The organism is Romboutsia weinsteinii, assembly GCF_002250835.2.
GTDB classification, from domain to species: domain Bacteria; phylum Bacillota; class Clostridia; order Peptostreptococcales; family Peptostreptococcaceae; genus Romboutsia_A; species Romboutsia_A weinsteinii.
This window is the reverse complement of sequence record NZ_NOJY02000005.1, coordinates 68,666-93,165: the sequence shown is the minus strand read 5'-3', so window position 1 is coordinate 93,165 and position 24,500 is coordinate 68,666. Positions and strand designations below refer to the sequence as shown.

General features: G+C 28.7%; 22 protein-coding genes. All 22 read right to left on the bottom strand.

The window, feature by feature from the left end:
* Positions 1–2 precede the first annotated feature (2 nt).
* Positions 3–1,991: a PAS domain-containing sensor histidine kinase gene (locus CHL78_RS04275; RefSeq protein WP_158540629.1), complete on the bottom strand. Its 1,989-nt coding sequence runs from the start codon at positions 1,989–1,991 to the stop codon at positions 3–5.
* Positions 1,992–2,454: 463 nt separating this feature from the next.
* Entirely contained in the window at positions 2,455–3,105 is a 651-nt protein-coding gene (gene sigK / locus CHL78_RS04270; protein WP_094366575.1) for an RNA polymerase sporulation sigma factor SigK, read from the bottom strand.
* Between the two features lie 84 nt (positions 3,106–3,189).
* Positions 3,190–4,869 carry a peptidoglycan D,D-transpeptidase FtsI family protein gene (locus CHL78_RS04265; protein ID WP_094366574.1) on the bottom strand — a complete coding sequence of 560 codons (1,680 nt, stop codon included), beginning with the start codon at positions 4,867–4,869 and terminating at the stop codon, positions 3,190–3,192.
* A 65-nt stretch (positions 4,870–4,934) separates the two neighbouring features.
* A complete protein-coding gene (udk, locus tag CHL78_RS04260) occupies positions 4,935–5,564 on the bottom strand; it encodes a uridine kinase (RefSeq protein WP_094366573.1) in 630 nt (209 codons plus the stop codon).
* Entirely contained in the window at positions 5,551–6,786 is a 1,236-nt protein-coding gene (locus tag CHL78_RS04255; RefSeq protein WP_094366572.1) for a peptidase U32 family protein, read from the bottom strand. The genes udk and CHL78_RS04255 overlap by 14 nt, the downstream gene beginning before the upstream one ends.
* Positions 6,779–7,447 carry an O-methyltransferase gene (locus CHL78_RS04250; protein ID WP_094366571.1) on the bottom strand — a complete coding sequence of 223 codons (669 nt, stop codon included), beginning with the start codon at positions 7,445–7,447 and terminating at the stop codon, positions 6,779–6,781. The genes CHL78_RS04255 and CHL78_RS04250 overlap by 8 nt, the downstream gene beginning before the upstream one ends.
* Positions 7,448–7,577: 130 nt before the next feature.
* Positions 7,578–8,630 (bottom strand): endolytic transglycosylase MltG, encoded by a 1,053-nt coding sequence (gene mltG / locus CHL78_RS04245; RefSeq protein WP_094366570.1) that lies wholly within the window; start codon positions 8,628–8,630, stop codon positions 7,578–7,580.
* A 148-nt stretch (positions 8,631–8,778) separates the two neighbouring features.
* Positions 8,779–10,104 carry a pyrimidine-nucleoside phosphorylase gene (locus CHL78_RS04240; RefSeq protein ID WP_199533988.1) on the bottom strand — a complete coding sequence of 442 codons (1,326 nt, stop codon included), beginning with the start codon at positions 10,102–10,104 and terminating at the stop codon, positions 8,779–8,781.
* 116 nt (positions 10,105–10,220) lie between these two features.
* Positions 10,221–11,042: a purine-nucleoside phosphorylase gene (locus CHL78_RS04235; protein WP_094366568.1), complete on the bottom strand. Its 822-nt coding sequence runs from the start codon at positions 11,040–11,042 to the stop codon at positions 10,221–10,223.
* A gap of 16 nt (positions 11,043–11,058) precedes the next feature.
* The gene (locus CHL78_RS04230; RefSeq protein WP_094366567.1) at positions 11,059–12,231 is read right to left on the bottom strand and encodes a phosphopentomutase; all 1,173 of its coding nucleotides are present in this window, start codon (positions 12,229–12,231) and stop codon (positions 11,059–11,061) included.
* The gene (locus CHL78_RS04225) at positions 12,224–13,129 is read right to left on the bottom strand and encodes a tyrosine-type recombinase/integrase (protein WP_094366566.1); all 906 of its coding nucleotides are present in this window, start codon (positions 13,127–13,129) and stop codon (positions 12,224–12,226) included. Before CHL78_RS04225 ends, CHL78_RS04230 begins: the two co-directional genes overlap by 8 nt.
* 11 nt (positions 13,130–13,140) lie before the next feature.
* Positions 13,141–13,746, bottom strand: a complete 606-nt coding sequence (locus CHL78_RS04220) for a stage II sporulation protein M (RefSeq protein WP_094366565.1) — start codon at positions 13,744–13,746, stop codon at positions 13,141–13,143.
* Between the two features lie 159 nt (positions 13,747–13,905).
* Entirely contained in the window at positions 13,906–14,436 is a 531-nt protein-coding gene (locus CHL78_RS04215) for an NUDIX hydrolase (RefSeq protein ID WP_199533987.1), read from the bottom strand.
* Positions 14,411–15,505, bottom strand: a complete 1,095-nt coding sequence (locus CHL78_RS04210) for a DUF3866 family protein (protein ID WP_094366563.1) — start codon at positions 15,503–15,505, stop codon at positions 14,411–14,413. Before CHL78_RS04210 ends, CHL78_RS04215 begins: the two co-directional genes overlap by 26 nt.
* A gap of 4 nt (positions 15,506–15,509) precedes the next feature.
* Entirely contained in the window at positions 15,510–16,334 is an 825-nt protein-coding gene (locus CHL78_RS04205; RefSeq protein ID WP_094366562.1) for a glycosyl transferase, read from the bottom strand.
* A gap of 7 nt (positions 16,335–16,341) precedes the next feature.
* Positions 16,342–17,034, bottom strand: a complete 693-nt coding sequence (locus CHL78_RS04200) for a glycosyltransferase family 2 protein (RefSeq protein ID WP_094366561.1) — start codon at positions 17,032–17,034, stop codon at positions 16,342–16,344.
* A 17-nt stretch (positions 17,035–17,051) separates the two neighbouring features.
* Positions 17,052–17,927, bottom strand: a complete 876-nt coding sequence (locus CHL78_RS04195) for a copper transporter (RefSeq protein WP_094366560.1) — start codon at positions 17,925–17,927, stop codon at positions 17,052–17,054.
* Between the two features lie 16 nt (positions 17,928–17,943).
* Entirely contained in the window at positions 17,944–19,065 is a 1,122-nt protein-coding gene (gene steA / locus CHL78_RS04190; RefSeq protein WP_094366559.1) for a putative cytokinetic ring protein SteA, read from the bottom strand.
* A gap of 153 nt (positions 19,066–19,218) precedes the next feature.
* On the bottom strand, positions 19,219–20,445 hold the full coding sequence (locus CHL78_RS04185) for a CCA tRNA nucleotidyltransferase (RefSeq protein ID WP_094366558.1): 1,227 nt from the start codon (positions 20,443–20,445) through the stop codon (positions 19,219–19,221).
* Between the two features lie 160 nt (positions 20,446–20,605).
* The gene (spo0A, locus tag CHL78_RS04180; protein WP_094366557.1) at positions 20,606–21,433 is read right to left on the bottom strand and encodes a sporulation transcription factor Spo0A; all 828 of its coding nucleotides are present in this window, start codon (positions 21,431–21,433) and stop codon (positions 20,606–20,608) included.
* Positions 21,434–21,575: 142 nt separating this feature from the next.
* On the bottom strand, positions 21,576–22,610 hold the full coding sequence (locus CHL78_RS04175) for a SpoIVB peptidase S55 domain-containing protein (protein ID WP_094366556.1): 1,035 nt from the start codon (positions 22,608–22,610) through the stop codon (positions 21,576–21,578).
* Between the two features lie 118 nt (positions 22,611–22,728).
* Entirely contained in the window at positions 22,729–24,411 is a 1,683-nt protein-coding gene (recN, locus tag CHL78_RS04170) for a DNA repair protein RecN (RefSeq protein WP_094366555.1), read from the bottom strand.
* Positions 24,412–24,500: the final 89 nt, after the last annotated feature.

Below are 24,500 nucleotides of genomic sequence, written 5' to 3'. Positions count from 1 at the left end.
ATTTAATAACTCAAATTAAAATAGATATCTGAGAATTCTATATCCATTTTTTCTTTATCTGCAAATGCATATTCCACATTTTTATAATCATCTATTTCACGTCTAGATTCTTCAGACTTAAATATTACTTCAAATTCACTTCCTACTCCAACTTCACTTTTTACATTAATTTTTGCATCATGAGCCTGTACTAGTTTTTTCACTACAGATAAGCCTATACCAGTACCTTCTGCTCCCCTAGACAATGTTCGGTCTATTTGTTCGAAGTTTTCAAATATCATACCTATTTTATTTTCAGGTATACCAACACCAGTGTCCTTAACAGTTAAAACGATATTTTTATTTATATCATTAATGCTTACTTCAATTTTCCCACCCGGATCAGTAAATTTAATTGAGTTCGATAAAAGATTTAGAATAATACTTTCTATTTTCTCCTTATCAATATTTAAAAATATTTCTTTTAAGCTAGAGTTAAATTGTATCTCTATATTTTTTTCATTAGTATAATTTCTTGCAAGATTTAATATACTTTCAACCATGCTTATAAGGTTATATTTTTTTATGTCCATTTTATGTAACCCGCTGTCAACCTTATCAATTTCTTCAATATTATTAAGTAATCGTATTAACCTATAGCAATTCTGTCTTACTAATCTTGTATAATTATCAATATTTGAAGAGTTATATTTATCTTTATTAATTTCTAGCATGTTATTTACAGTACATATTGTATTAATCGGTTTTTTTAGATCCTTGGTTACATTAGTTAAAAATTCAGTATTAAATCTGTATTTTGCTTTTACTTCGCTCAGTTTCTCAGCCATTTTTTTAGCTTGTTTTTCATTCTGTAGGGTCCTTACAACTACTAAGTAATTCCCTTCTTCTCTCATATAAATTATTGCTATAGAGATATTTAGCTCTTTATTACTTTCTACAGAAAACTTCTTAAAAGTTCCATACTCTTTTTTACTGATATATTCCCTTACAAAATCATTTAATGTTTCTACACCTATATCCTTTAATATTTTTATCATAGCTTTATTTCTATAAATATGATTTTTAGTATTTTTTTCAATTATCATTATACCTTCAGGTAACGTCTGTAGTAATAATTTATAAGTCTTTTCACTTTCTTCAAGTTGGTCAACAGCATTCTCTAAGTCAGTTACATCTATAACTAAACTTAACATCATTTTTTCATTGTTCATTTCTAGCTGTGTTGTTATAAACTCTAATTTTTTCCCATACTTGGTTTTTAATTTAGTAGTAGTCTTTTCACATGTTCCTAGAGCTATAGTATTGATATTTTCAAGAAAACTACTTCTATAACCTTTGCTCATATGTAAATTGATATCGTCCATTAAGAGTTCTTCACCAGTATCTTTATCAATATTAAAAAGTTCTCTAGCTTTATCATTTATATAACTTACAGTATGTCTCTTATGTATTATTACTCCATCAGTCAATATATCCATTAGGTTTCTATATCTTTCTTCACTTTCTTTCAATTTATTCTTTATTATAGTGCTCTCAGTTATATCGTTTAGTATACAAAATATTACACCCTTATCTTCTATCGTGTCTGCTATGCATATAAATCTATATACTGTGTCATCATGACTTTTTAATGTTATGCTATTTCTTTCTAAACTACTCGAGCTTTTAATAAGATTTACAGCGTCTATACCATTTATAAAATTTTCTTTTATGTATCTAATTACATCAAAGTTTTTTAGTAAATTTCCGTCCTCATTAACCATTCTTAAGAAACTTTTATTGCTATATATGTATTCTTTATTAAAGTTAAGTACAAATATAGGCATGTTGACTTCCCCTATTGATTTACCTATCTTGTCATTTAAATATAGTATCTCATTTTTATATTTGTTTTGTAACTCACATTCTTTAGAAATTTGACTTATTGACTTTACTAAATATTTTTTATTAACTTTTAATTTATTTTTATTTTTGTCTAAATCTATTGTCAAAATTTTTATTTCTTTTACTATAAATAATTTAATGATAATAACACTTATAGATATATTTATAATATATATGTATAAGCTGTATGATATATTTGATAAAATTTGTGCTTGCTCCGGGCTATTTTTTAATATAGGCACAAAGATGCATAATTCAAGGAGATATAATATTGATATGATTAAGAGTGATACATTTTTAGATAGCCTATATAAAATAATAGATATTACCGGTATAGATGTTATAATGATCATGTTTAAATTTTTTGTTGATTCTATATATCCATATAGATTCATAATAACCACCACTTCCCTATATATTTATTGTTTTAATTATAATTAATCAATTTATAACTATATAATCTATATATATTTTCTAAACTCTATAATATTATTTTTTTTGCTATATAAGTTATCTTAGCACATACAATACGAATAATTTGTCAATTCTTGATTACATCAAAAAAAAGCCTTAGTTAAGGCTTTTTTCTGATTTAAGTTCTTTTCTTAGTTTTTTTAGAGCTCGTTTTTCTATTCTAGATACATAGGATCTGGATATATCCAGTTTTTGTGCAATCTCTCTTTGAGTCTTGTAACCATAAGGTGTAAGGCCATATCTTAATTGCACAATTTCTTTTTCTCTACTTGTTAGTATTTTGTCTAATTGTTCATAAAGCTTACTAATTTGTACTTTCAGTTCAACTTGATCTAATATATAGTCTATATCAGTACCTAATACATCAATTAAGCTTATTTCATTGCCTTCTTTATCCATTCCTATAGGATCTTGTAGTGATACTTGAACTCTATTTTTTTTGTTAGTTCTTATATTCATTAGTATCTCATTTTCTATGCACTTGGAAGCATAAGTTGCAAGTCTAGTTCCTTTTTCTACATTGTAAGTTTCTATTGCCTTTATTAATCCTATAGTTCCTATGGAGATAAGGTCATCTTGGTCTTCAGTAGAATTATTATATTTTTTGGCAATATGAGCGACTAATCTCATGTTTCTTTCAATTAAAACTTCTTTTGCAGATTCATCTTTATCTACTTTAAACTTTATTAGATAATCTACTTCTTCTTCAGGGGTTAATGGTTTTTCAAATGATTTCAGAATAGTCAATAAGCCACCCCCTTCTTTTTACATGTCATTTTAAATTATATGAAATGGGTGTGGCCAAATTGACTGTTATGAAATTATTTTTATTTATTTTTTATTTATTTTTTCGCATATTTCTTTAAATATAGGTATTGCAGACTTATTACCAGCATCTGTACCTTCTACGAGTACAGTTATAGCATACTTAGGATTTTCAGCTGGATAAAATCCTGTAATCCAACCATGTGCTATCTCAACTCCATTTAGGCTACTTTGAGCTGTACCAGTTTTAACTCCACACTTACCAGGTAGATCGCTTAATTCTTTTGCAGTACCTTCTTTGGAGACGCTCTTCATCATTTCTTTTATTCTAGTAATAGAATATGGAGAAATGATTTCTTCATCTTTAGATACTTTAAAAGGTTTTATTATATTTTTATCATTATCAATTATACTATCATAGATATATAAAGGTTTATACGTACCATTATTAGCGACTATTTGAGTTAATTGATTTATCTGCAAAGGCGTAAACTCAATACCACCTTGGCCTATAGCAAGATTTCTTATCTCTATATTATCAGGAATTTTTGCACTACGCTCTTCATCTATTCCTATATCAATCTTATCAGATACATGGAGAGCCTTTGCTGCCTCTAGTATTTTTTCTTCTCCTACCTTATTTGCAATATCATAAAATGCAGTGTTACATGAATTTGCAAATGCTTGTTCAAGGGTTTCTAATCCGTGACCGTCTAATTTATGACATTTCAAATACTCATCATTTCCTACTAGTGTTTTACCAGTACAATTATATGTGTAATCATTTCCTATTACTCTATTCTCAAATGCAGCATACAGTACCACTATTTTAAAAACAGATCCAGGAGGATATGTTACATTTGTTGCTCTGTTTAAAAATATACTACTTTTCTCATTTTGACTTCTTATAGTTTCTTCATAAATATTATTTGGGTCAAAATTAGGTCTAGAACTTATTGAAAGTACTTCGCCTGTATCTACATCACTAATCACTACTGCTGTAGGATTTTCTTCTTTATCTACAACTTCCTCTACTTTTTTTTGAATACTCGAATCAATAGTCAATCTAATATGTCTATCGTTTTCTTTTTCTTTTACAGTAGTTATACTTCCCTTTAATATGTTTAGATTTTCACGATTTCCCGAGTCCCCAGCTTTAAAAGCTGATACATATTGTTCATTAGAATCTTTCAGGATAGAATCCATGCTCTTTTCAATTCCCATTTGACCTGAGCTGTCTGATTTTTTCAAGTGTCCTATAGTATGAGATAGTAATCCATTTTCTGAATATCTTGATGTCTTTTCTTCAATAATTATTTCATTTTCTTCTAATTCCTCTTTCATAGCATTGTCTATATACCCAGTTTCAATCAAAATACTTGATGATGGCATTTGTTCCTCAATCATCTTTGCTATGTCTGTATATTCTAACTTTGTAGCTTCTTTAATTAAGTTCATAGTTTTATAACCTTCACTTAATTTTTCACTTTGTATTATCAAGACTTTACTCTTCTCTGTATCTGTTAGAGGTTTATTATTTCTATCATAGATTATACCTCTACCACTATTTAAATCTACCTTTTCGCTTCCTTGACTTAATTGCTTATTAGTATACTCTTCACCTTTTATTATTTGTATGTCTACTAACCTATAAATTAATAAAGCATAAACAATTGCTCCTATTATAAATGCTATGTATGCTCTATTTTTACTTCGACTTGATAATGGACCTTTTATTCTTGACATAAAATCACCCCTTAGATACTTGTAATTTTTGACAAGTTCTAAGGGGTTAATACTTATTTTTAAAATTAATCTAATATACTTCTTATTTTAGAGATAACTATATCTATAGCAACCTCATTATGTCCACCTTCTGGCATTATTATATCTGCATATTTTTTATATGGTTCTATAAATTGATCATGAGCAGGCTTTACAGTTGATAAGTATTGTTCTATAACAGAGTCTACTGTTCTACCTCTCTCTCTGATATCTCTTTGTATTCTTCTAAGTATTCTAAGATCATCTTCTGTATCTACGTATATTTTTATATCTAGCTTATCTCTTAAATCCTCATCCTCTAGAATCATTATACCTTCTACTATTATTATATCTTTAGGAGATATATTAACAGTTTCATTAAGCTTTCTAGTATGAAGTTCATAATCATAAATAGGCTTTTCTACTGATATTCCTTTGCATAAATCATCTATATGATTTATTAATAAAGCATTATCAAAAGATAGTGGATGATCATAATTAGTCTTTAGCCTGTCTTCAAAGCTTAAATGACTTTGATCCTTATAGTAGGCGTCTTGTTCTAAAGTAGCTATATTTTCTTCTGGTATATTGTCTATTATCGCTCTGCATACCGTACTTTTACCTGATCCAGTTCCTCCAGTTATCCCAATTACAAGTGGTCTTTTAGTTTTTGTCATTTTTAATTTCTCTCCTTAACATGTAGTCCTTATCTACCTTAGTTGATAGTTTAACTTTCACAAGTCTATTTAAATCTGAAATACTCTCCATTGAGTTTTCATCTTCATCATATAATTCTTCTATAGTTGCTACTATTGTATCTGTATATGGAGCTATTACTTCTATCTTTTCTAAAACATTTATATTTCCTTTAGTTTTAATTAAAGCAACTTGATTGTTTTGATCCACATCAACAACTATACCTATACATTCGTAAGGCTTCGATACAGTATCAACCTCTTCTATTATAGCATCTTCGCTATTTTCACTTAAATAGAATCCTGTTGTAAAGTCTCTATAGCTACCTTTTTTAAGTTCTTCTAACCATACATGTTCTAACTTCCACTTTGTTGGATCTTTATAAAACGCATCTATTGCCATTCTGTAAGCTCTAACAACTGCTGCTATATAATAAGAGTCTTTCATTCTTGCTTCTATCTTAAGGCTTGTTACACCTGATTTTATTAAGTCTGATATATTACCTATCATACATAAATCTTTCGAATTAAATAAGAATGTTCCTCTTTCATCTTCATATACTGGATAATATTCTCCTGGTCTTTTTTCTTCCATTAGACTATATTCACGATTTCTTAATTCTTCTAGAGATACTTCTTTCGAATTACCTCTTATATAACTGCTTATTAGACATCTTCCAGAGTAAGATATGCATATTTCTCCATGTACAAAAGCTTCTATATCTAAATCAAGTGGAGTATTTGCTCTTATCTGAGCTATCTCTTCACAAGATAATTCTCTAGTTGCTACTACTCTCTTTATGCCTTGTTCATACCAGAAGTTAGCACTTACGTAATTTGTAGTATTAGCTTGACTTCCTAAGTGTAGTTCCATATTAGGAACTACTTTTTTTACTATATCAAGTACACCTGGGTCAGCTATTATAAGAGCATCTACTCCTATTTTCTCTAAACCTAGTAAGTATTTTTCTAATTGTATAAAGTCATCATTATGAGGTAGTACATTAACAGTAACATATACCTTCTTATCTCTATCATGAGCAAATTTTATACCTTCTATCATTTCTTCTTTCGTATAATCCTTTGTAGACCCAATTATACCAAAAGCTTCTCCACCTATATATACAGCATCAGCACCATATGCTATCGCTATCTTTAAGTTTTCTAAATTCCTCGCAGGAGCCAAAAGTTGTACCTTATGCATTAACCTCACCTCTTTCTTTTTCTTTGTAACTAAATGCAACTCCATCTCCTATTGGTATAAGTGATGTTTGTAGGTAATCACATGTAGATATATAATCTAAATAGTTTCTCATTCTCTTTACTATTGTTTTCTTTCTTCTTATAACAAAGTCATCATGTGCTACCATACCTTTGTATAGTATATTATCAGAAATTAAAAGTCCACCAACCTTTAACTTATCTATTATCATGTCATAAAATAACTTGTACTGCCCTTTAGCTGCATCTAAGAAAATCATATCAAACTCGCCTTCGATATTACTTAATATTTCCTCTGCATCTCCTTCTAGTATAGTTATATTATTTTCAAATCCAGCTAACTTTATATTTTCTTTAGCCTTTTCTATCATTTTTTCATTTCTTTCTACAGTTGTTATGTCTGCACCTTCTCCTATTGTTGTTGCAAAAAGTATTGATGAGTATCCTATAGCACATCCTACTTCTAGTACCTTCTTAGGTTTTTGAACTTTAAGCATTACCTTTAACAAATCTGATACTTCCTTATGTACAATAGGTACATTATTTTCTTCAGCATAAATTTCTAATTCTTTAAGTAAACCACTTTTTTCTGGTAAAGTATTTCTTATATAATCTTCCACTAAATTATTTACTATATTACTCAATTGAACTCACTCCTTAATTTTTAGACAAACATTAATATAGGATTATGCCTTAATATTTCAAGGCATAATCCATAATCTTTAAGCATTAGATTAAAATGAAACTAAGGTTCATTTTTATATTAAAATAATTTTATTTTTCTTTATTTTCTTTTAGCTTGTCTCTTTGGTCTTTATATTCTTGAACATATTTTAAATGTTTTTCATATGTCTCACTATAATTATTTCCACCATCCATTTTAGCTACAAAATAATAGTACTCAGTGTTATCTGGATATAAAGCCGCTTCTATCGATTTTATTCCAGGATTTGCAACTGGAGTTGGTGGTAGTCCCACATTTTTGTAAGTATTATATGGTGAATTAATTTCTAAGTCTTTATATGTTACTATTTTCTTTCTTTCATCAAATATATATTGTATAGTAGCATCAGATTGAAGTGCCATATTTATTTTTAATCTATTATAAAATACACTAGCTATAGTCGGTCTATCTTCATCTAAAACTGCTTCTTTTTCAATTATAGAAGCCAAGTTTACGACTTCTTGAAGTGTTAGCTTCATTTCTTGTTGCTTCTTCTTTAGTTTATCAGTATACTCTTTGCTAAAATGAGACAACATGCTTGATAGTATTTCTTTCTCACTTGATTCTTCATTAAAGTAATAAGTATTAGGATATAAAAATCCTTCTAGAGATATTATGTCATCTTCATTTAAAAACTCAAATTTATCGTCGAATTCACTTGGGTTGTTTATTAATTTTTCATAGGTTTCTCTGTTTCCTAGTTTTGCATTAATTAACATCTCTGTAATTTCTTTTGATGTAGACCCTTCAGGTATTGTAATTTTTATACCATCATTATACGTCTTTCCAGAAACTAATAAGTTTAATATATCATTGTTTGAATATGTTTGATTAAGTAAATATTTACCAGCCTTTATTTTTGGCGCTTTATTACTTAATTTTACTACCGCTTTGAACACAAGTTCATTTTTTATTAGTTTATTCTCAGATAATATATCCGCTATACTGCTTACACTTGATCCACTTGGTATATCAATTACTATTTCTTTTTTATTATTTCTGTCATATGGTCCAACTTGATTAAATATAAATACCCCTACTATCAGTATTAATATTATAGCTGTCAATCCGATTATTTTCCCTTTATTATTTTTAAAATCCATAGGTGTATCTACTCCTTATGTATATTTATATCCTTTATATTATAAATCTAAGCATGAAAATTTTCAATAAAATTGTCGAAACTAATTAAATTGCATAAAAATAGCTTAACGTTATTCTTTACACGTTAAGCTATTTATAATCATTTTTCTAGAATTTTTTTACTTCATCCTTAGTTACAACACCATAGATTAATTTCTTAGGTTCTACTTTTTCATCAACTATTGTATAAGCTTTTACAAACCTTTCTCTCGCTGATTCAAATTTATTTTCATTGTTTAAATGCATATACGCTAGTATATCACCACATTCAACATAGTCTCCAACTTTCTTTTCTAACACTATACCTGCTGCTAAATCAAGCACATCTTCCTTTGTCTCTCTACCTGCACCAAGTATCATAGCACTTACTCCAACCTCTTCAGCTTCTATTTTGCTTATATATCCTGATTTTTCAGCTTTTATCGGTACTATTTTAGATGCTTTAGGAAGTAATGAGTAATCATCAACTATACTCTTGTCTCCACCTTGATTCTCTATAAATACTCTTAATTTATCAAGAGCTGAACCTGATGTTATTGCTTCTTTTATTTTTTGTACACCTTCTTCGTAAGTACTAGCAACCTTAGCTAATACTAACATATAAGCACCTAAAGTCTCACAAAGGTTAACAAAATCAGTTGGACCATTTCCTTTTAATGTTTCTATTGCTTCTATAACTTCTAAAGAGTTTCCTACTGCAAAACCAAGTGGTTCGTCCATATCAGTAATCATACCTATAGTTTCTCTATTCATTCCGTTACCGATATCAACCATAGCCTTAGCTAGCTCAAAAGAGTCATCTAAAGTTTTCATAAATGCTCCATCACCAGTTTTTACATCTAATAATATTGCATTTGCACCTGAAGCAAGCTTTTTACACATTATACTCGCTGCTATAAGAGATATATTATCAACAGTAGCTGTTACATCTCTTAATGCATACATTTTTTTATCTGCAACAGCTATTGATGCAGTTTGTCCGCACACAGCAATTTTATGTTCATTTACTGAGTCAATAAACTTCTCAGCTTCCATCTCTATAGAAAATCCAGGTATAGCTTCTAACTTATCAAGTGTTCCTCCTGTATGTCCAAGACCTCGTCCTGACATCTTAGCAACTGGTGCTCCACAAGCCGCTACTAATGGAGCTAGAGCTATTGTTGTTTTATCTCCAACACCGCCAGTACTATGCTTATCAACCTTTATACCTTCTATTGCAGATAAATCTATTACTTCTCCAGAGTTCATCATAGCCTCTGTAAGGTATACTGTTTCTTGCTTATTCATTTTATTTAAATAGATAGCCATTAATAAAGCAGAAGCTTGATAATCTGGTATTTCACCTTTTGAGTACTTTTCTACAAAAAAATCAATCTCTAATTTACTTAATTCATGATTATCTCTTTTTTTTCTTATTATATCGTAAATTCTCATATCCATGTCTCCTCTATATTAATAATAATAAGGGTATGCCAAAATAAAAATTTGCTACGCTCATGTCACCGACACATCCGCTCAAATTTTAGGCATCCCCTTATATATTCTACAAACTATATTTTATTAACTACAGTTTTTACTAAGCTTAAAAACTCAGCTTTAACTTTTTGAGTAGTTTCGATAACTTCCTCATGATCTAGTGGTTGATCAAGTATTCCAGCTGCCATATTAGTTATACAAGATATACCTATTACATCCATACCTGAGTGAGAAGCAACTATAACTTCTGGTGCTGTAGACATTCCTACTGCATCCGCTCCTAATATTCTTGCCATTTTTACTTCTGCTGGAGTTTCATAAGTTGGTCCACTAAAGAATGCATATACACCTTCTTGTATTTCCATATCTAATTCTTTTGCACAATCTTTTACTAATTGCACAAAGTTTGGCTTATATGCTGTAGACATATCAGGGAATCTAGGTCCTAATCTGTTGTCATTTGATCCTATTAGAGGATTATTTCCACTTAGATTTATATGGTCTTTTATTACCATTAAATCTCCTGGTTTGAAATCTATATTGGCTCCACCTGCTGCATTAGTTACTATTATTGTATCTACACCTAAAGCTTTCATAACTCTTACTGGGAAAGTTATTTCTTGTTGAGTGTATCCTTCATAGTAATGGAATCTTCCTTGCATAGCTACTACGTCTTTACCTTGTAAACTACCTACTACTAATTGTCCTGCATGTCCTTCAACAGTTGAAACAGGGAAGTTTGGTATTTCATTATACTTTATTTTAACAGCCTCTTCTATTTCATCAGCTAAAACTCCTAGTCCTGACCCTAATATTAAACCTATTTTAGGCTTTACGGTAGTTTTTGAGTTTATAAATTCTGCACTCTCTTGTATTTTATCAAATATATTATTCATTTTATTTCCTCCAAGATTATTTCATAATGTCATTCTTAAAACTAGTACCATGTTTAGGCATTTTTACATCTAGTATATCAGTAACAGTAGCTCCTATATCCGCAAAGCTTTTTCTAATTCCTAGATTTAAGTTTTGCTTTAAATCTTTACCGTATACTAATACGGGTATATACTCTCTTGTATGATCTGTTCCCTTATATGTAGGGTCATTTCCATGATCTGCATTTATTATAAGTATATCATCCTCATTCATATATTCTATTATCTCTGGTATTCTAGCATCAAATTCTTCTAAAGCCTCTTTATACCCTTTAGTATCTCTCCTATGACCAAATTTAGAATCAAAGTCAACTAAGTTTGTAAATATTAAACCATTGTTATCTTTCTTTATATAATTAATAGTTTCATCTACACCATGCATATTACTTTTTGTATGTATTGCTTCAGTTATACCTTGTCCATTGAAGATATCTTCAATCTTTCCAACGGCAATAACATCTAATTTACTTTCTTTGATATTATCTAAAACTGTAGCCTCAAATGGATTTAGTGAGTAGTCTCTTCTATTAGATGTCCTTTCAAAAGATCCTGCTTTTTCTCCAACAAATGGTCTAGCTATTATTCTTGCAACAGCATTATCACCCATCATTATTTTTCTTGCTATTTCACACATTTTGTAAAGCTCTTCTAGTGGCACTACTTCTTCATGAGCTGCAATTTGGAATACACTATCAGCTGATGTATATACTATTACATCCCCAGTCTTCATGTGGTGATCACCAAATTCATCTAGTATTGCAGTTCCAGAAGCAGGCTTGTTTGCAACTACCTTCCTACCAGTTTGCTTTTCAAACTCATCTATTATTTCTTTAGGGAATCCATTTTCAAAAGTCTTAAATGGTGTCTCAACTAATACACCTGTCATTTCCCAGTGCCCAGTTGTAGTGTCTTTTCCTTGAGATAGTTCGCTACATTTTCCATAACATCCTATTGGGCTTTCTACACTTTCAATAAAGTCTGCTCCATCGATATTACCTATGCCTAATTGTCTTAAGTTAGGTATTTTTATATCACTATGTGCTTTGACAATATTACCAAGTGTATTTACACCTTTATCTCCAAATGCTTCAGCATCTGGCAAAGCTCCTATACCAACACTATCAATTATCATCCATATAACTCTACTCATTATGTTGTCCTCCTATTTGATATTCTTTCCTTGGGTGCTTTTCCTTTATTTCTCTTCTAACATTTTTATTTATATGATTTAAATACCCTTGTAAGCTTGATAAGTTTGTATTTCCTAATATCTTACTTACAACAGCAATATTTGCTCCCTCATTTATTAAATGTATTGCAAATGAGTGCCTAAGCATACTTGGATTTATATTTTTATTTATATTAGCTCTGTTAGCATGCTTTTTTATAATTTTCCAAAGCCCTTGTCTTGTAAACCGTTGTCCCAAAGAACTTACAAATAAATATTCTTCTTCATCCAAAGCTAGGTAAGATCTACCTTCTTTTATATACTTTTCTAAGTATAGTTTTGTAACATCAGAAAGAGGTATTACCCTTTTATTTTTACCCGTATTGCAATATATATAATCTATATCTAAGCTAACATCTTCAAGTTTCATCTCAATTAACTCAGAAACTTTTACACCTGTCCCATAAAGTACTTCAAATATAGCCTTGTCTCTAATTAACTTAGGTGTTGATAGTTTAGGAAATCTTAGTAAAGCTTCTACCTCATCTTCAGTTAAAATATCTACATCATTCTTTTCAACCTTAGGTTTTTTTATACTTTTTGCCGGATCTAAAATACATTTATGACTAAAAAATAAGTAGTCATGAAAAGATTTTATTGATGATATCATTCTAGATACTGTGGCTACTGAGATGTTACTTTTTTCTAACTCTATCATATAACTTATTATATCATTTTCTACAACATCATTTAATGCTATATTATTTTCTTGTAAGTATTCCATATATTTTTTAATATCAATGAAATATGAGGATACAGTATTTTTCGATAGTTTTTTTTTATCCTGGATATATTTTATATATTCATCTATAACGCCCATGTCTAACTCCTTTATTTGATTAGGAATTGTAAAACACTGATACTTAAGGTATTTAACAATGCCTGTAATACTACTGATAATAATATTATAATTGAGGAGTTTAATAAATATCTCTTACTTAAAAATAGTATATTATCTCTTTGCTTTCTTTGAATAGCGGGATATACTTCTTTAATGTAACTTAAAGAGATTAAGGCTAATATTATTGCTCCTGGGATAATAATAATATTTTTAAATAGTATTATTAAAACCATTTTGATACTTTTAAACTTCAACATCAATATGCAGCTATTTATAGTATAGCCTATTGATAAACCTTTTAGCATAAAAATTATTATTAAAGCTGGAAAAGTTATAACTAACAAACTACATATACATACTAGTCCCATAAGACCAAAATCTGACTTTAGGTTAGACATTATCGTATTCTTTATATCTATACTTGAATTATAATACTCTACTGCCGGATTAATATTACTAAGCATGTCCTTTGCTACGTCAGGCCAAATTTTATTTAAATATGTACCTATTACTATGAATGCTATAAAGAAAATACCAACTACTATTATTTGCTTGTTTATTTCCTCAAAATTCTTTTTTCTATATGTTCTTCTCAAATTTATAACCCCCTCTTATACCTTACAAATTAATATGTAAAAGAAGAGGAGGTTATTCATTTTATATTAATATAATTTATAAATTTCTTAAAATTATTTTTAATTTATTTTAGTATATGATTCTTGTTGCTATATTTTAAAGTTAATAAAATTAAGTTATTACACTAATTCTTTAGCTAATAATATTCCTATGGATGTCTTAGCATCTTCAATATCATTTCTTACAACCATATCATAGGCATCATTTAAATCTAACTCATATAAATCTAAATTTTCTCCATCATCAAGATTATTTTCTCCTTTAGTAAGGCCTGTTGCAAGATATATAAATACCTTTTGATTTGAAAAACCAGCCGAAGTGAAAAATTTATGCATCAGTTTAATATTTTGAGCTGTGTATCCTGTTTCTTCTTGCAATTCTCTTATTGCACAGTCTTTTGGATTTTCTCCTATTTCAAGTTTACCTGCCGGTATTTCTACTATTTCTTTTTCTATAGCTTTTCTAAATTGCTTTACTAATAAGATCTTGTTATTATCAGTTATTGCAACTATTCCTACAGCTCCGCCATGTTCAACTATTTCTCTCTTTTTATATCCTTGATTTAATACTTCAACAGTATCAACCCTTAAACTAATTACTTTCCCTGTATAGACCCTATCACTACTAATAGTTTTCTCTTCTACTATCATCACAAACCTCCATCAAATAATATGCAGCACTACTTGCCGCATCAAAGAATTCTTTATCTTGTTGATAATTTCTACCCATACTTCTAACTGAAAGCCCAAAGTAGTTTAGATCTTCTTCCGTATTTTTATTATTGATATAAACTATGTGATGTTTCTTATCTAGTTCTTTAGTTTCTATCTGTCTTTTTACAACATCTAGCTTTTCATCTTCATAAGTTGTTATTGGTATATTAACTTCGACATTAACAATATCATTTAATACAGTTAAACTGTGATGTGAGATTCCCATATGTCTATCTCTCTGGTCTGCAAAACTTACTCTTGGTATTGCAACTGGCATACCTTTAAGTTTCTTAACTGCATCTAATATTGGTCCCTGTTCTATACCAGTAAAGCCATATTTTGTTCCTGTTCCTGCAATACCAGGACCCATGCTTACAAAAACCACATCGGCTTTTAGTATTTCTTTGGCAGTAATTAATGCAGTATAAATATTTATACACTCATAATCTCCGCCAAATGCATTACCTATAGTTATTGTACTGTCTATTAATTTTTTATTTTTAAGAGTATCAACATTTTTACTTAAGTATATAGGAAGTGATGCTCCATCTGTCATTATATATACTAGTTTTTTACTAGGGTTATTTCTTTTATAAGATGCCACAAATGGAGTCAACATACTATGTAAAGTACCTACTACTACCGGCATATTTTCTAAGCTTTCAAATTCTTCTATTGCATCATGATATGGGCTTTCTTGTTCTTCTACGGCATCTACTTTAACCTGTAGTGGAGTATACCTTAGCTTCATTATATGTCCACCTGGAGTAAAATTAGATTCCATATTATTTAGGTTACTTATAACAAAGTGATATCCACCTGTTCCTAGACTTAATTCAACAGCTGTTGTATTTAAAACTACCTCATCTCCTATGTTAACTTCTCCAGTAAGTTTTGGGTAGTTATACGCTCTTTGAATCTCTCCATTTATTTTAACTCTTATATCATCTAATCCATTACTTTTAGATGCTATAGACTCCACTAATCCAATTTTTTTACTTATCATAAGATTACCTTCCTAGTTTATCTATAAAGTTTAAAAACTTGTTCTGTTCTATTATTTTAGTTAATGAATACTTTTCAGTAAGTATATGTATAAATAGTAAAAATGCTAGCCATGCTAACCTAACATTTAAAGAATATCCTAAAACCATAAGTATACCTATACTTATTCCTAATACATTTGATCCAGTGTCTCCCATCATAGCCTTAGCTTTTAAATCAAATTTAAAATAAGCTAATACATTTGGAAGTATTAATAATGGCAACACTTTAACATATCCAGTTAAAGTTAAAAGCATTGTTCCCACTATAATAAGATACCCTTTAATAGCTCTACCTGGTCTTAAATCCAATAAATTCATAAGGTTTGTAGATAATGCAATTATTAATGTATTTACAACTATATCAACTATATCTTTTGATATAGAAATAGATATAATAAGACCTACAAATCCTCCAAATAAAGCTTTAAATCCTCCAGTTGTAAGTTCACCTTTAAATAAACTCATGAAATGTCCTTTTAATCCACTAACATCTCTGTTACCTATAATATCATCTAGTACCCCTGCAAAGAACATGCATATCATACCGAAGATAAATATAAATAAATACAATAGATTTTGTGATTTATTAGTAAACCATGCAAGTATTATCCCATTTATAATAATCATAGGTAAGAAAACTATCCCCATACTTACAGGTATCATATCTTTTTTATAATTCGGCCTCACTATATTACTGTTTATAAGTAAATTTCTAAATAGTGGTATTACAGTATAGGTTCCAATTAGCCCTGTTAGTAATAAAATAGCGTAAAGTATAAAGTTATTCACTTAAATACTACCTCCATTCTTTCTTTTTAGCTCTTAGTACCTTCTTTATATGATAATACTGTTTACCTCTATGGATAAATCCTTTTAAATCTCTTCCAGTTTCACTGTGAGTCATATTTACTAAGACTTCTTTTATTGTATATCCTTTTTTAAGTATATCTATTGTCATTCCAACTTCTACACCATATCCAAATGGTATTTCATTAAATTGTTCAAGTACTTCTCTTTTAAAAATTCTTTGACCTGATAAAGTTGCATCTAGCTCTACTCCTGTTAATTCTAAAACAGAGTCTTTTGCTAGCCCTTTGACAAATCCTAATCCACCTTTTTTCTTAGCTGGAGGGAATTTAGCTATTATTACATCCGCTTCATTATTTAGAATTGGAGTTATCAGTTTTTTTACTTCATTAGATGAACTTCCTAAATCTCCATCTAAAAATCCTATTATATCTGCATTTTTCATAGCTATTTCTAAACCATAATTTAAAGCATATCCTTTACCTCTGTTTTTATCTAACTTAAATACTTTAATCTTATCGTCTTTAACTTCTGATGCTATCTTAGTAGTATTATCACTAGATCCATCATCTACAACTACTATTTCATTTATCTCACTTATGTTTCGTATATTTTCTAATGTATCTTTTATCTTATCTTCTTCGTTATAAGCTGGTATTATTATGCTTATATAAGGATTCATATTGGTCTCTCCTATTCTTATTTCTTATATGGAATTACACTTTCTGCAGTATCAAGTCTACCAAAGTTCCCAACTATATTACCTTCTTTTAATAAAAGTACTAATGATAATTGTCCAATTCCTTCATCTACGTTGTCTACAGTTGCAACTTTTTCTTTACTATATAAATCTACATATGAAAACTTAGCATCATTTTTTTGGACACCTACAACGTATCTATTACCTTCTTTTAATTTAGGTATTAAAACTTTATCTATTTTTGTGAACTGAGTTTCACCATCTTTATCGTTGCTTCCACCTGCTAAAACTACAGAATCAAACTTAGAATAATCTTCATCTAATGCGTTTATTTTTATCATTTCTAATTCTTGAAGATAGGTTAATTTACTTACACTGTCTTCTGCTTTTACAGCATCAACTATATAGCTAATCATATCTTCAGTATTATCTATTTGAACACCTATTTTTTTAGCTGCTTCCTTAAGCTTTTCATCATTATAAATGTTATTTTTTAATATTATATCAAATGCTACATTACCACTAGATTTACTTATTATGTCAGATATTTCTGCTGTGTAATCATTATTTTCATTTGTAGATATTATACCTATACTTTTTTCTAATAACTCGTCTGCTATTATTTTACTTGAATTTTGATTTATAAATTCTATAGCTTTACCATAGTTTCCATTAATATTAGATAAATCAGCCTCTAAAGTATCATTAGTTTTCTTCAAATCCTCAAACCTTCTATCTAGATCATTTATTACCTCTGACTGCTGTTTACTTAGCTCTTGGTCATAATTTAAGTTAAATCCCACTAATATACCTATTCCTAAAGCAATGAATATAGCACCTATAGTAACTATATAGTATTTCATATTTATATGCATTTTAATCCTCCTAAATTTACATCTGCAGTAATAATTTGAATTTTAACTGCATTAAATGTACAAACTGTTGAACACTTGGTGATAAAGAAGCAAGTATTATAACCGGGAATAGCGCTGTAGCTATTAATGCCCATACGTACTTTATTTTTAGTTTACTTCTATATAATAGATTAACTCCTTTTGCATCAATAAGCTTTGCACCTATTTTTAATCTAACTAAAAATGTACTTGCCATTCCTTTTCTTCCTTTTTCTAAAAAGTCAATCATATTAGAATGTGTACCTAGCGCAACTATAAGCTCCGCTTTGTATTCATAAGCGATAAGCATAGCAATATCTTCACTAGTTCCAGGTGCAGGAAATACTATTGCATCTAGACCTAAATCTTGTACCCTTTTTAATCCTGGCGCTCTACCATCTGTATACGCATGTACTATTATTTCACTTGCTTGTCTTAAAGCTTCATCACTAACACTATCCATATCTCCAACTATTACATCTGGAGTATATCCAAATTCAAGAAGCGCATCAGCTCCACCATCAACTCCAACTAAGATAGGCTTCATTTCTTCTATATAAGATAAAATAGTACTTAAATCTTGCTTATAATCTTGTCCTCTTACAACTATAAGTACATGTCTATTTTTATATTTTGTCTTAACCACTGGAATTTCTACTTCTCCAAGTATAAACCCTTTTTCTTTCTTTGCATAATCTATCGTATTATCTATAAATCTATCTAGTTCTACCGATAAGTTTTCATATGCTTTTTTCAGCTTTTCACTTACTACTGCTCTATCTAGCACTTCACCTTGACCTACAAGAATGCCATCTCTATAGATTTTGCCATCAATAACTTCTATTATTTGACCTTCTTTTAATTCATGAAATAGTTTTTCTCCAACATTATCTATTATAAGAATGTTTTTTTCAGTTAGGATTCCAGGACCCTTATTTGGGTATCTTCCACTTATAGAAGGAGCCGCATTTATAACTAGCTTTATCTTACCTTCTACTAACGAGTTTGCAGCAACTTCATCTATATCGATATGATTTATAACTGCTATATCTCCGCTCGTAAGTCTATTCGCAAGCCTTTTAGTTTTTCTATCTACTTTAATAGGGCCTTCGACTCTCATATTTAAAACCTCCGATATTTTTTTTCAAATCACACTACATTATAGCATTATTTAGCAATAAATGAAATATTTAAAGATTCATTTACACTTTTAGTTACAATTTAGTCATTTATAGTAAATTATAAACCGCTCTTTATTACATAACTTTTATAATTATAATAATCCTATAAGATTTTCCCTTGTATTAAGTTTTGGATTATTTATTACTTTATTTAATAATAAATTAAGTTTTTCTCCAATATCTTTTCCTCTATATCCTAATTCTTTTAGAATTTCTCCATTTATATCCAAATCTTTAATACAGTAACATTCTTTGTCATTTTGTATTCTATCTATTTCATTAATAATATTGTCTATTTGAGTTGTATTATCCTCTAAATAAAATCTAGAATATATTTTTTTTAATATTAACGATTTTTTTAAGTTATCTTGACCAATTTTATTTAGCATCTGTTTTATTTTTACCGTATTCATATCGTTTAAGTCAATAAACATATACTCTAAAATAATATTGCATTTTATATTTAACTTATTTGAATATTTTAACGTATTCAATACACTATTTTTCTTACTATCTATACATAAATTACATTTTGCTTTAACAATGCTAATATACTCCAAAATCGTCAATCTATCTTCTAATGTCTTATCACACTTTCTTAGTATTTTTAAACTTTCTTCATTTATATCCGAGTCTATATCTAAGTATTTCATTATTCCTGTCTTATATAGTAATATTATCTTTTCTGGATTATCACTTAAAATAGTTTTGGTAAACTCTTCAGTTATTCTTTCTATACTTATATTTTTTATTATATTTGCATTTTTATAAATACTATTTAGCGTTTCTTTTTCTATTTGAAATCCAAGCTTGCTACTAAATCTTATAGCTCTAACTATCCTTAGACCGTCTTCATTAAACCTTTCATCTGGATCTCCAACTGTCTTAACAATCTTGTTTTTTATATCTATCAGTCCATTAAAATTATCTACCAATCCTATTTTGTCATTATAAGCTATAGCATTGATAGTAAAATCTCTTCTTTGTAAATCATCTTTAATATTTGATGTGAATTCTACACTTTTTGGTCTTCTATTATCTTCATATTCACCTTCGACTCTGTATGTTGTTATTTCATATATATCTTTATCCACTACTACTGCTACTGTTCCGTGTTTAATACCATTATCTATAATTTTATATCCCTTAAATATATTCATTATATCATTTGGTTTAGCGCTAGTTGTTATGTCATAATCATTAGGTTCAATCCCCAATATACTATCTCTTACGCACCCTCCAACAATAAAAGCTTCATATCCTTCGTCATAGATTTTATCAATTATGTATTTAACCTTTTTAGGCAACCTTATTTTCATTATTAACGCTCCTTAATTTATGTTTAAATATTTGCCCTGCACTTATATAAAACATCTAAATATTTTACAATCTATATATTTATGATTCTTATTATATTTTGTTTTTATTCAAAAAATAAAGCCTTCTTGTTTAGAGAAGGCTTCTGTATTATATATTAAATTATTTAACCATACTGTGTTCTAATCTTAATTTATCTGCTATCATTGCTATAAATTCAGAGTTTGTTGGCTTTCCTTTAGTATTATGAACAGTATATCCGAATAATTGATTTATAGTATCAACTTTTCCTCTACTCCATGCAACTTCTATTGCATGTCTTATAGCTCTTTCTACTCTACTAGGTGTAGTGTTAAACTTTTTAGCTATACTTGGATATAGTTCTTTAGTTACAGCCCCTAAAAGTTCTACATTTTCTATTACCATTTTAATTGCTTCTCTTAGATATAAGTAACCTTTTATATGAGCTGGTACCCCTATTTCATGTATTATATTAGTTATTTCAGTTTCAATATTACCTACATTTTTAACAAAGTCACTTCTAGTCATTTGTATATCTGCATGTGCTCTACTTCTAGGTTCTACATTATTAGTTACATTTGATACTAATTCTCTTATTCTATTTATGAATATTACAAAGTCAAAAGGCTTAACTATATAATAATCTGCTCCTAAGTTAATAGCACTTTGAGTTATTTTATCTTGACCTACTGCAGACAGCACTATTATTTTAGGCATCTTTGGTATATCCATTACATTTAGTTTTTCTATAACGCCTAGACCATCTAAATGAGGCATTATTACATCTAATACTAATAAATCAGGTTGAGTCTTTTTCACTAAATCTAATGCTTCTATACCATCTTTTGCAATCCCTAATATTTCTATATCATCTTCATTAGATAAGTACTCCTTTAATACTTGACAAAAATCCTTGTTATCATCCGCTAAAACTATCTTAATTTTTTCTTTCACGAAAATTCCCCCTATAAAAACTTTTTCTTTAATATACCTACTTTAGTTTTTTAAAAATATAACTTAAATCCATAATTAAGTTTATTCGACATGCTAAATTTATATTCCTTCATTATAATTAAGATTATTTAATATATTTTTTTCTAAATTTATTATATTACTTATCTAATTTTAGCATTTCGTTTATAAAAATGCCATATCCTTTTTTAGGATTATCCCTAAAAACATGTGTTATTGCACCAATTATTTTATTATTTTGTATTATAGGCACACCACTCATGCCTCTCACGACTCCCCCAGTATATGATATTAATTCATCATCTACTACTGATATCACCATATCTCTATCGTTTTTTTCAGAATCTACTATACGTTCTATTTTTATATCATAAGTCTTTAAGTTTTTATTTTCATCTTCAAAAATAATTATTGCATCTCCTATTTTTACATCTTTAGGATCTCCAACTTCTATCAACTGCATCTCTTGATCTTTTTTCAACGTTAATTCACCGCTTATTCCAAATGGTGTATTGTTTGAAAATTCACCTATAGGTTCTTGATTATTAAAATCTCCTTTTATTTGACCAGTTTTACTAGCAGTTCCCTTTATTATTTCTATGCTTACAGGTTCATATATTTTCCCCTGTTTTATTTTTAATAGTTTATTTGTGTCTACATCTGTAATAGCATGACCTATGCCACTAAATTTTTCTTCAGATGGATCATAAAAAGTAATAGTTCCAATTCCAGATATTTTATCTCTCGCCCATAAACCTAGACGATATTTTCCGTTTTCTTTTTTCGTCTTAATATTTTCACTTTTATATTTTCCATCTCTTTCAAATGTAACTTTTACTTCATCTAACTTTAAATCATTTATAACCTCTTCTATATCGTCTGCATTTCTAACAGTGATATTATTTATTTTAACTATATTATCACCTTTTTTAATACCTCCGATATACTCTACATCATTTTCTTCATATCCTAAAACCAAGGCTCCATCTGTATCAGCTTTTATTCCTACTACCCTACCCATAGGGTATACATATGTCTTATCGTTATTAAATACTTCTTTAAATGCTTCTAATTCAACTCTTTTTTTATCTAAAATATTTATACTTAGAACCAAGCCTATTAAAACTACCCAAAAATAAAATATTTTTTTATTAAACCTTCTTTTAATTTTCATTTCTATTCTCCCTAAATTTTCTAATTATGTACTTATAATTCCAATTTAGTTAAAATTTATTCATTAACTTTTAAGTATACATCATTATATATATTTAATAAAAAAAGTGTACTTATTTCTAAGTACACTTTTTTGCTAACTCTATAATTTCACTAGCATGTTCTATTGTTTTTTCAGTTATATTACTTCCTGCTATAAGTCTTGCTATCTCATCTCTTTTTTGACTATGATCTAACTTTCTTATCGTTGTGAATGTTCTTTCATTTGATGTATTTTTTTCTATGCAGTAATGAGTGTCAGCATTTGCAGCTATTTGAGGTAAATGAGTTATACATATGATCTGTTTTTTCTTAGCAATATTACTAAGTTTTTCACCTACTATTTGTGCAGCAATTCCACTTATACCGGTGTCTATTTCATCAAACACCAATGTATCTATTTGATCTATATCAGCAAGTATTGTTTTAAATGCCAGCATAAATCTAGACATTTCTCCACCTGATGCAACCTTATAAATAGGTTTAATATCTTCACCTAAGTTAAATGATATCATAAATTCAACATCGTCTTTTCCACTTAAGTTGTAATTACTTTCTTCAAAGTTTACCTTAAACAATACATTTTTCATGTTTAAGCTTTTTAGCTCAACAAGTAATACTTCTTCTAAACCTAAAGCAACTTTTTTTCTAGCATCCGATAATTTATCAGCCTTTTCAGATAAAATCTTTTCAAGTTTAAGTATTTCAGATTTTAATTCTTCTACTCTCTCATCCCTATTTAATATTTCCTCAAGACGAGCCTTAGTTTTTTCATAATACTTTAGTATATCTTCTATAGTATCTCCATATTTTCTTCTTAAACTATTAATCTCATCTACTCTCACTTCGATTTGTTCAAGTTCATATGGTTCAAAATCTATACTATCTTTATAGCTTCTAATATCCCTACATATATCTTGAAGCTCATACATTATTCTTTCTATACTTTCATTATATTCGCTTAATGCTTTATCATACTGAGATATCATGCTTAGTTCATTTGATGCAGTTCCTATTAAATCTACAGCATTTACACTTCCCTCATATAAGTTTTGATAGCTAAGGTTTAAGTTACTGTGTATCTTCTCGCTATTTCTATATACTTCTCTTTGTTTTAGCAAATCGTCATACTCATCTTTACTTAAATTTGCAACTTCAATCTCATTTATTTGAAACTTAAGCAAATCTATTTCTCTTTGTATTTGCATATCATCTTTGTTTTCAGTTAAAGTATTTAATGCACTTTTAACTTCACTATACTTATGGTATATGCCTTTATATTCATTTTTAAAAGGATCCAAGTCAGCTTCACCAAATAAATCTAAAAACTGTAAGTGAGTTTCCTTATTAAATAATGCTTGAGTCTGATGCTGACCATGTACATCAATTAAAGTAGATGCTATTTCTTTTAATAATGCCAGCTTTACAGTTCTGCCATTTACCCTAGCAACACTTTTTCCATCACTGTACATTAATCTAGTAATAACTATTTGATTATCATCTTCTAATTCTATTCCATTATCATCTAAAACTTTTTTTAAGTGAGTGCTCTCTGAGTAAAATATAGCTTCAGCTAATCCTTTTTCCGTTCCTTTTCTTAAAAAAGATCTATCATATTTTTCACCTAAACATAAACCTAGAGCATCTATTATTATAGATTTTCCTGAACCCGTCTCCCCAGTTAGTATATTTAGATTTTCATCGATATTTAACCTTAACTCTTCTACTAAAGCACAGTTTTTCATATACAATTCAAGGATCAATTCTAAATCCCCCTTTTTCTATAAAGAAAATTTTTATATTATTTAGAAATCTTAATTTCTAGACTTTATTACCAATTTACCTCAATGAT

Excerpts from the sequence above, each read along its gene's own strand:
- CHL78_RS04195 (WP_094366560.1), bottom strand. The coding sequence starts at position 17,927 with ATGCATATAAATATGAAATACTATATAGTTACTATAGGTGCTATATTC.
- CHL78_RS04255 (WP_094366572.1), bottom strand. The coding sequence starts at position 6,786 with ATGCATAAGGTACAACTTTTGGCTCCTGCGAGGAATTTAGAAAACTTA.
- CHL78_RS04210 (WP_094366563.1), bottom strand. The coding sequence starts at position 15,505 with ATGATAAGTAAAAAAATTGGATTAGTGGAGTCTATAGCATCTAAAAGT.
- CHL78_RS04200 (WP_094366561.1), bottom strand. The coding sequence starts at position 17,034 with ATGAATCCTTATATAAGCATAATAATACCAGCTTATAACGAAGAAGAT.
- CHL78_RS04175 (WP_094366556.1), bottom strand. The coding sequence starts at position 22,610 with ATGAAAATTAAAAGAAGGTTTAATAAAAAAATATTTTATTTTTGGGTA.
- CHL78_RS04215 (WP_199533987.1), bottom strand. The coding sequence starts at position 14,436 with ATGATAGTAGAAGAGAAAACTATTAGTAGTGATAGGGTCTATACAGGG.
- steA (WP_094366559.1), bottom strand. The coding sequence starts at position 19,065 with ATGAGAGTCGAAGGCCCTATTAAAGTAGATAGAAAAACTAAAAGGCTT.
- udk (WP_094366573.1), bottom strand. The coding sequence starts at position 5,564 with ATGACAAAAACTAAAAGACCACTTGTAATTGGGATAACTGGAGGAACT.
- mltG (WP_094366570.1), bottom strand. The coding sequence starts at position 8,630 with ATGGATTTTAAAAATAATAAAGGGAAAATAATCGGATTGACAGCTATA.
- CHL78_RS04265 (WP_094366574.1), bottom strand. The coding sequence starts at position 4,869 with ATGTCAAGAATAAAAGGTCCATTATCAAGTCGAAGTAAAAATAGAGCA.
- CHL78_RS04225 (WP_094366566.1), bottom strand. The coding sequence starts at position 13,129 with ATGGGCGTTATAGATGAATATATAAAATATATCCAGGATAAAAAAAAA.
- CHL78_RS04185 (WP_094366558.1), bottom strand. The coding sequence starts at position 20,445 with ATGAAAATAAGGTTGCCTAAAAAGGTTAAATACATAATTGATAAAATC.
- CHL78_RS04235 (WP_094366568.1), bottom strand. The coding sequence starts at position 11,042 with ATGAATAATATATTTGATAAAATACAAGAGAGTGCAGAATTTATAAAC.
- CHL78_RS04230 (WP_094366567.1), bottom strand. The coding sequence starts at position 12,231 with ATGAGTAGAGTTATATGGATGATAATTGATAGTGTTGGTATAGGAGCT.
- CHL78_RS04240 (WP_199533988.1), bottom strand. The coding sequence starts at position 10,104 with ATGAGAATTTACGATATAATAAGAAAAAAAAGAGATAATCATGAATTA.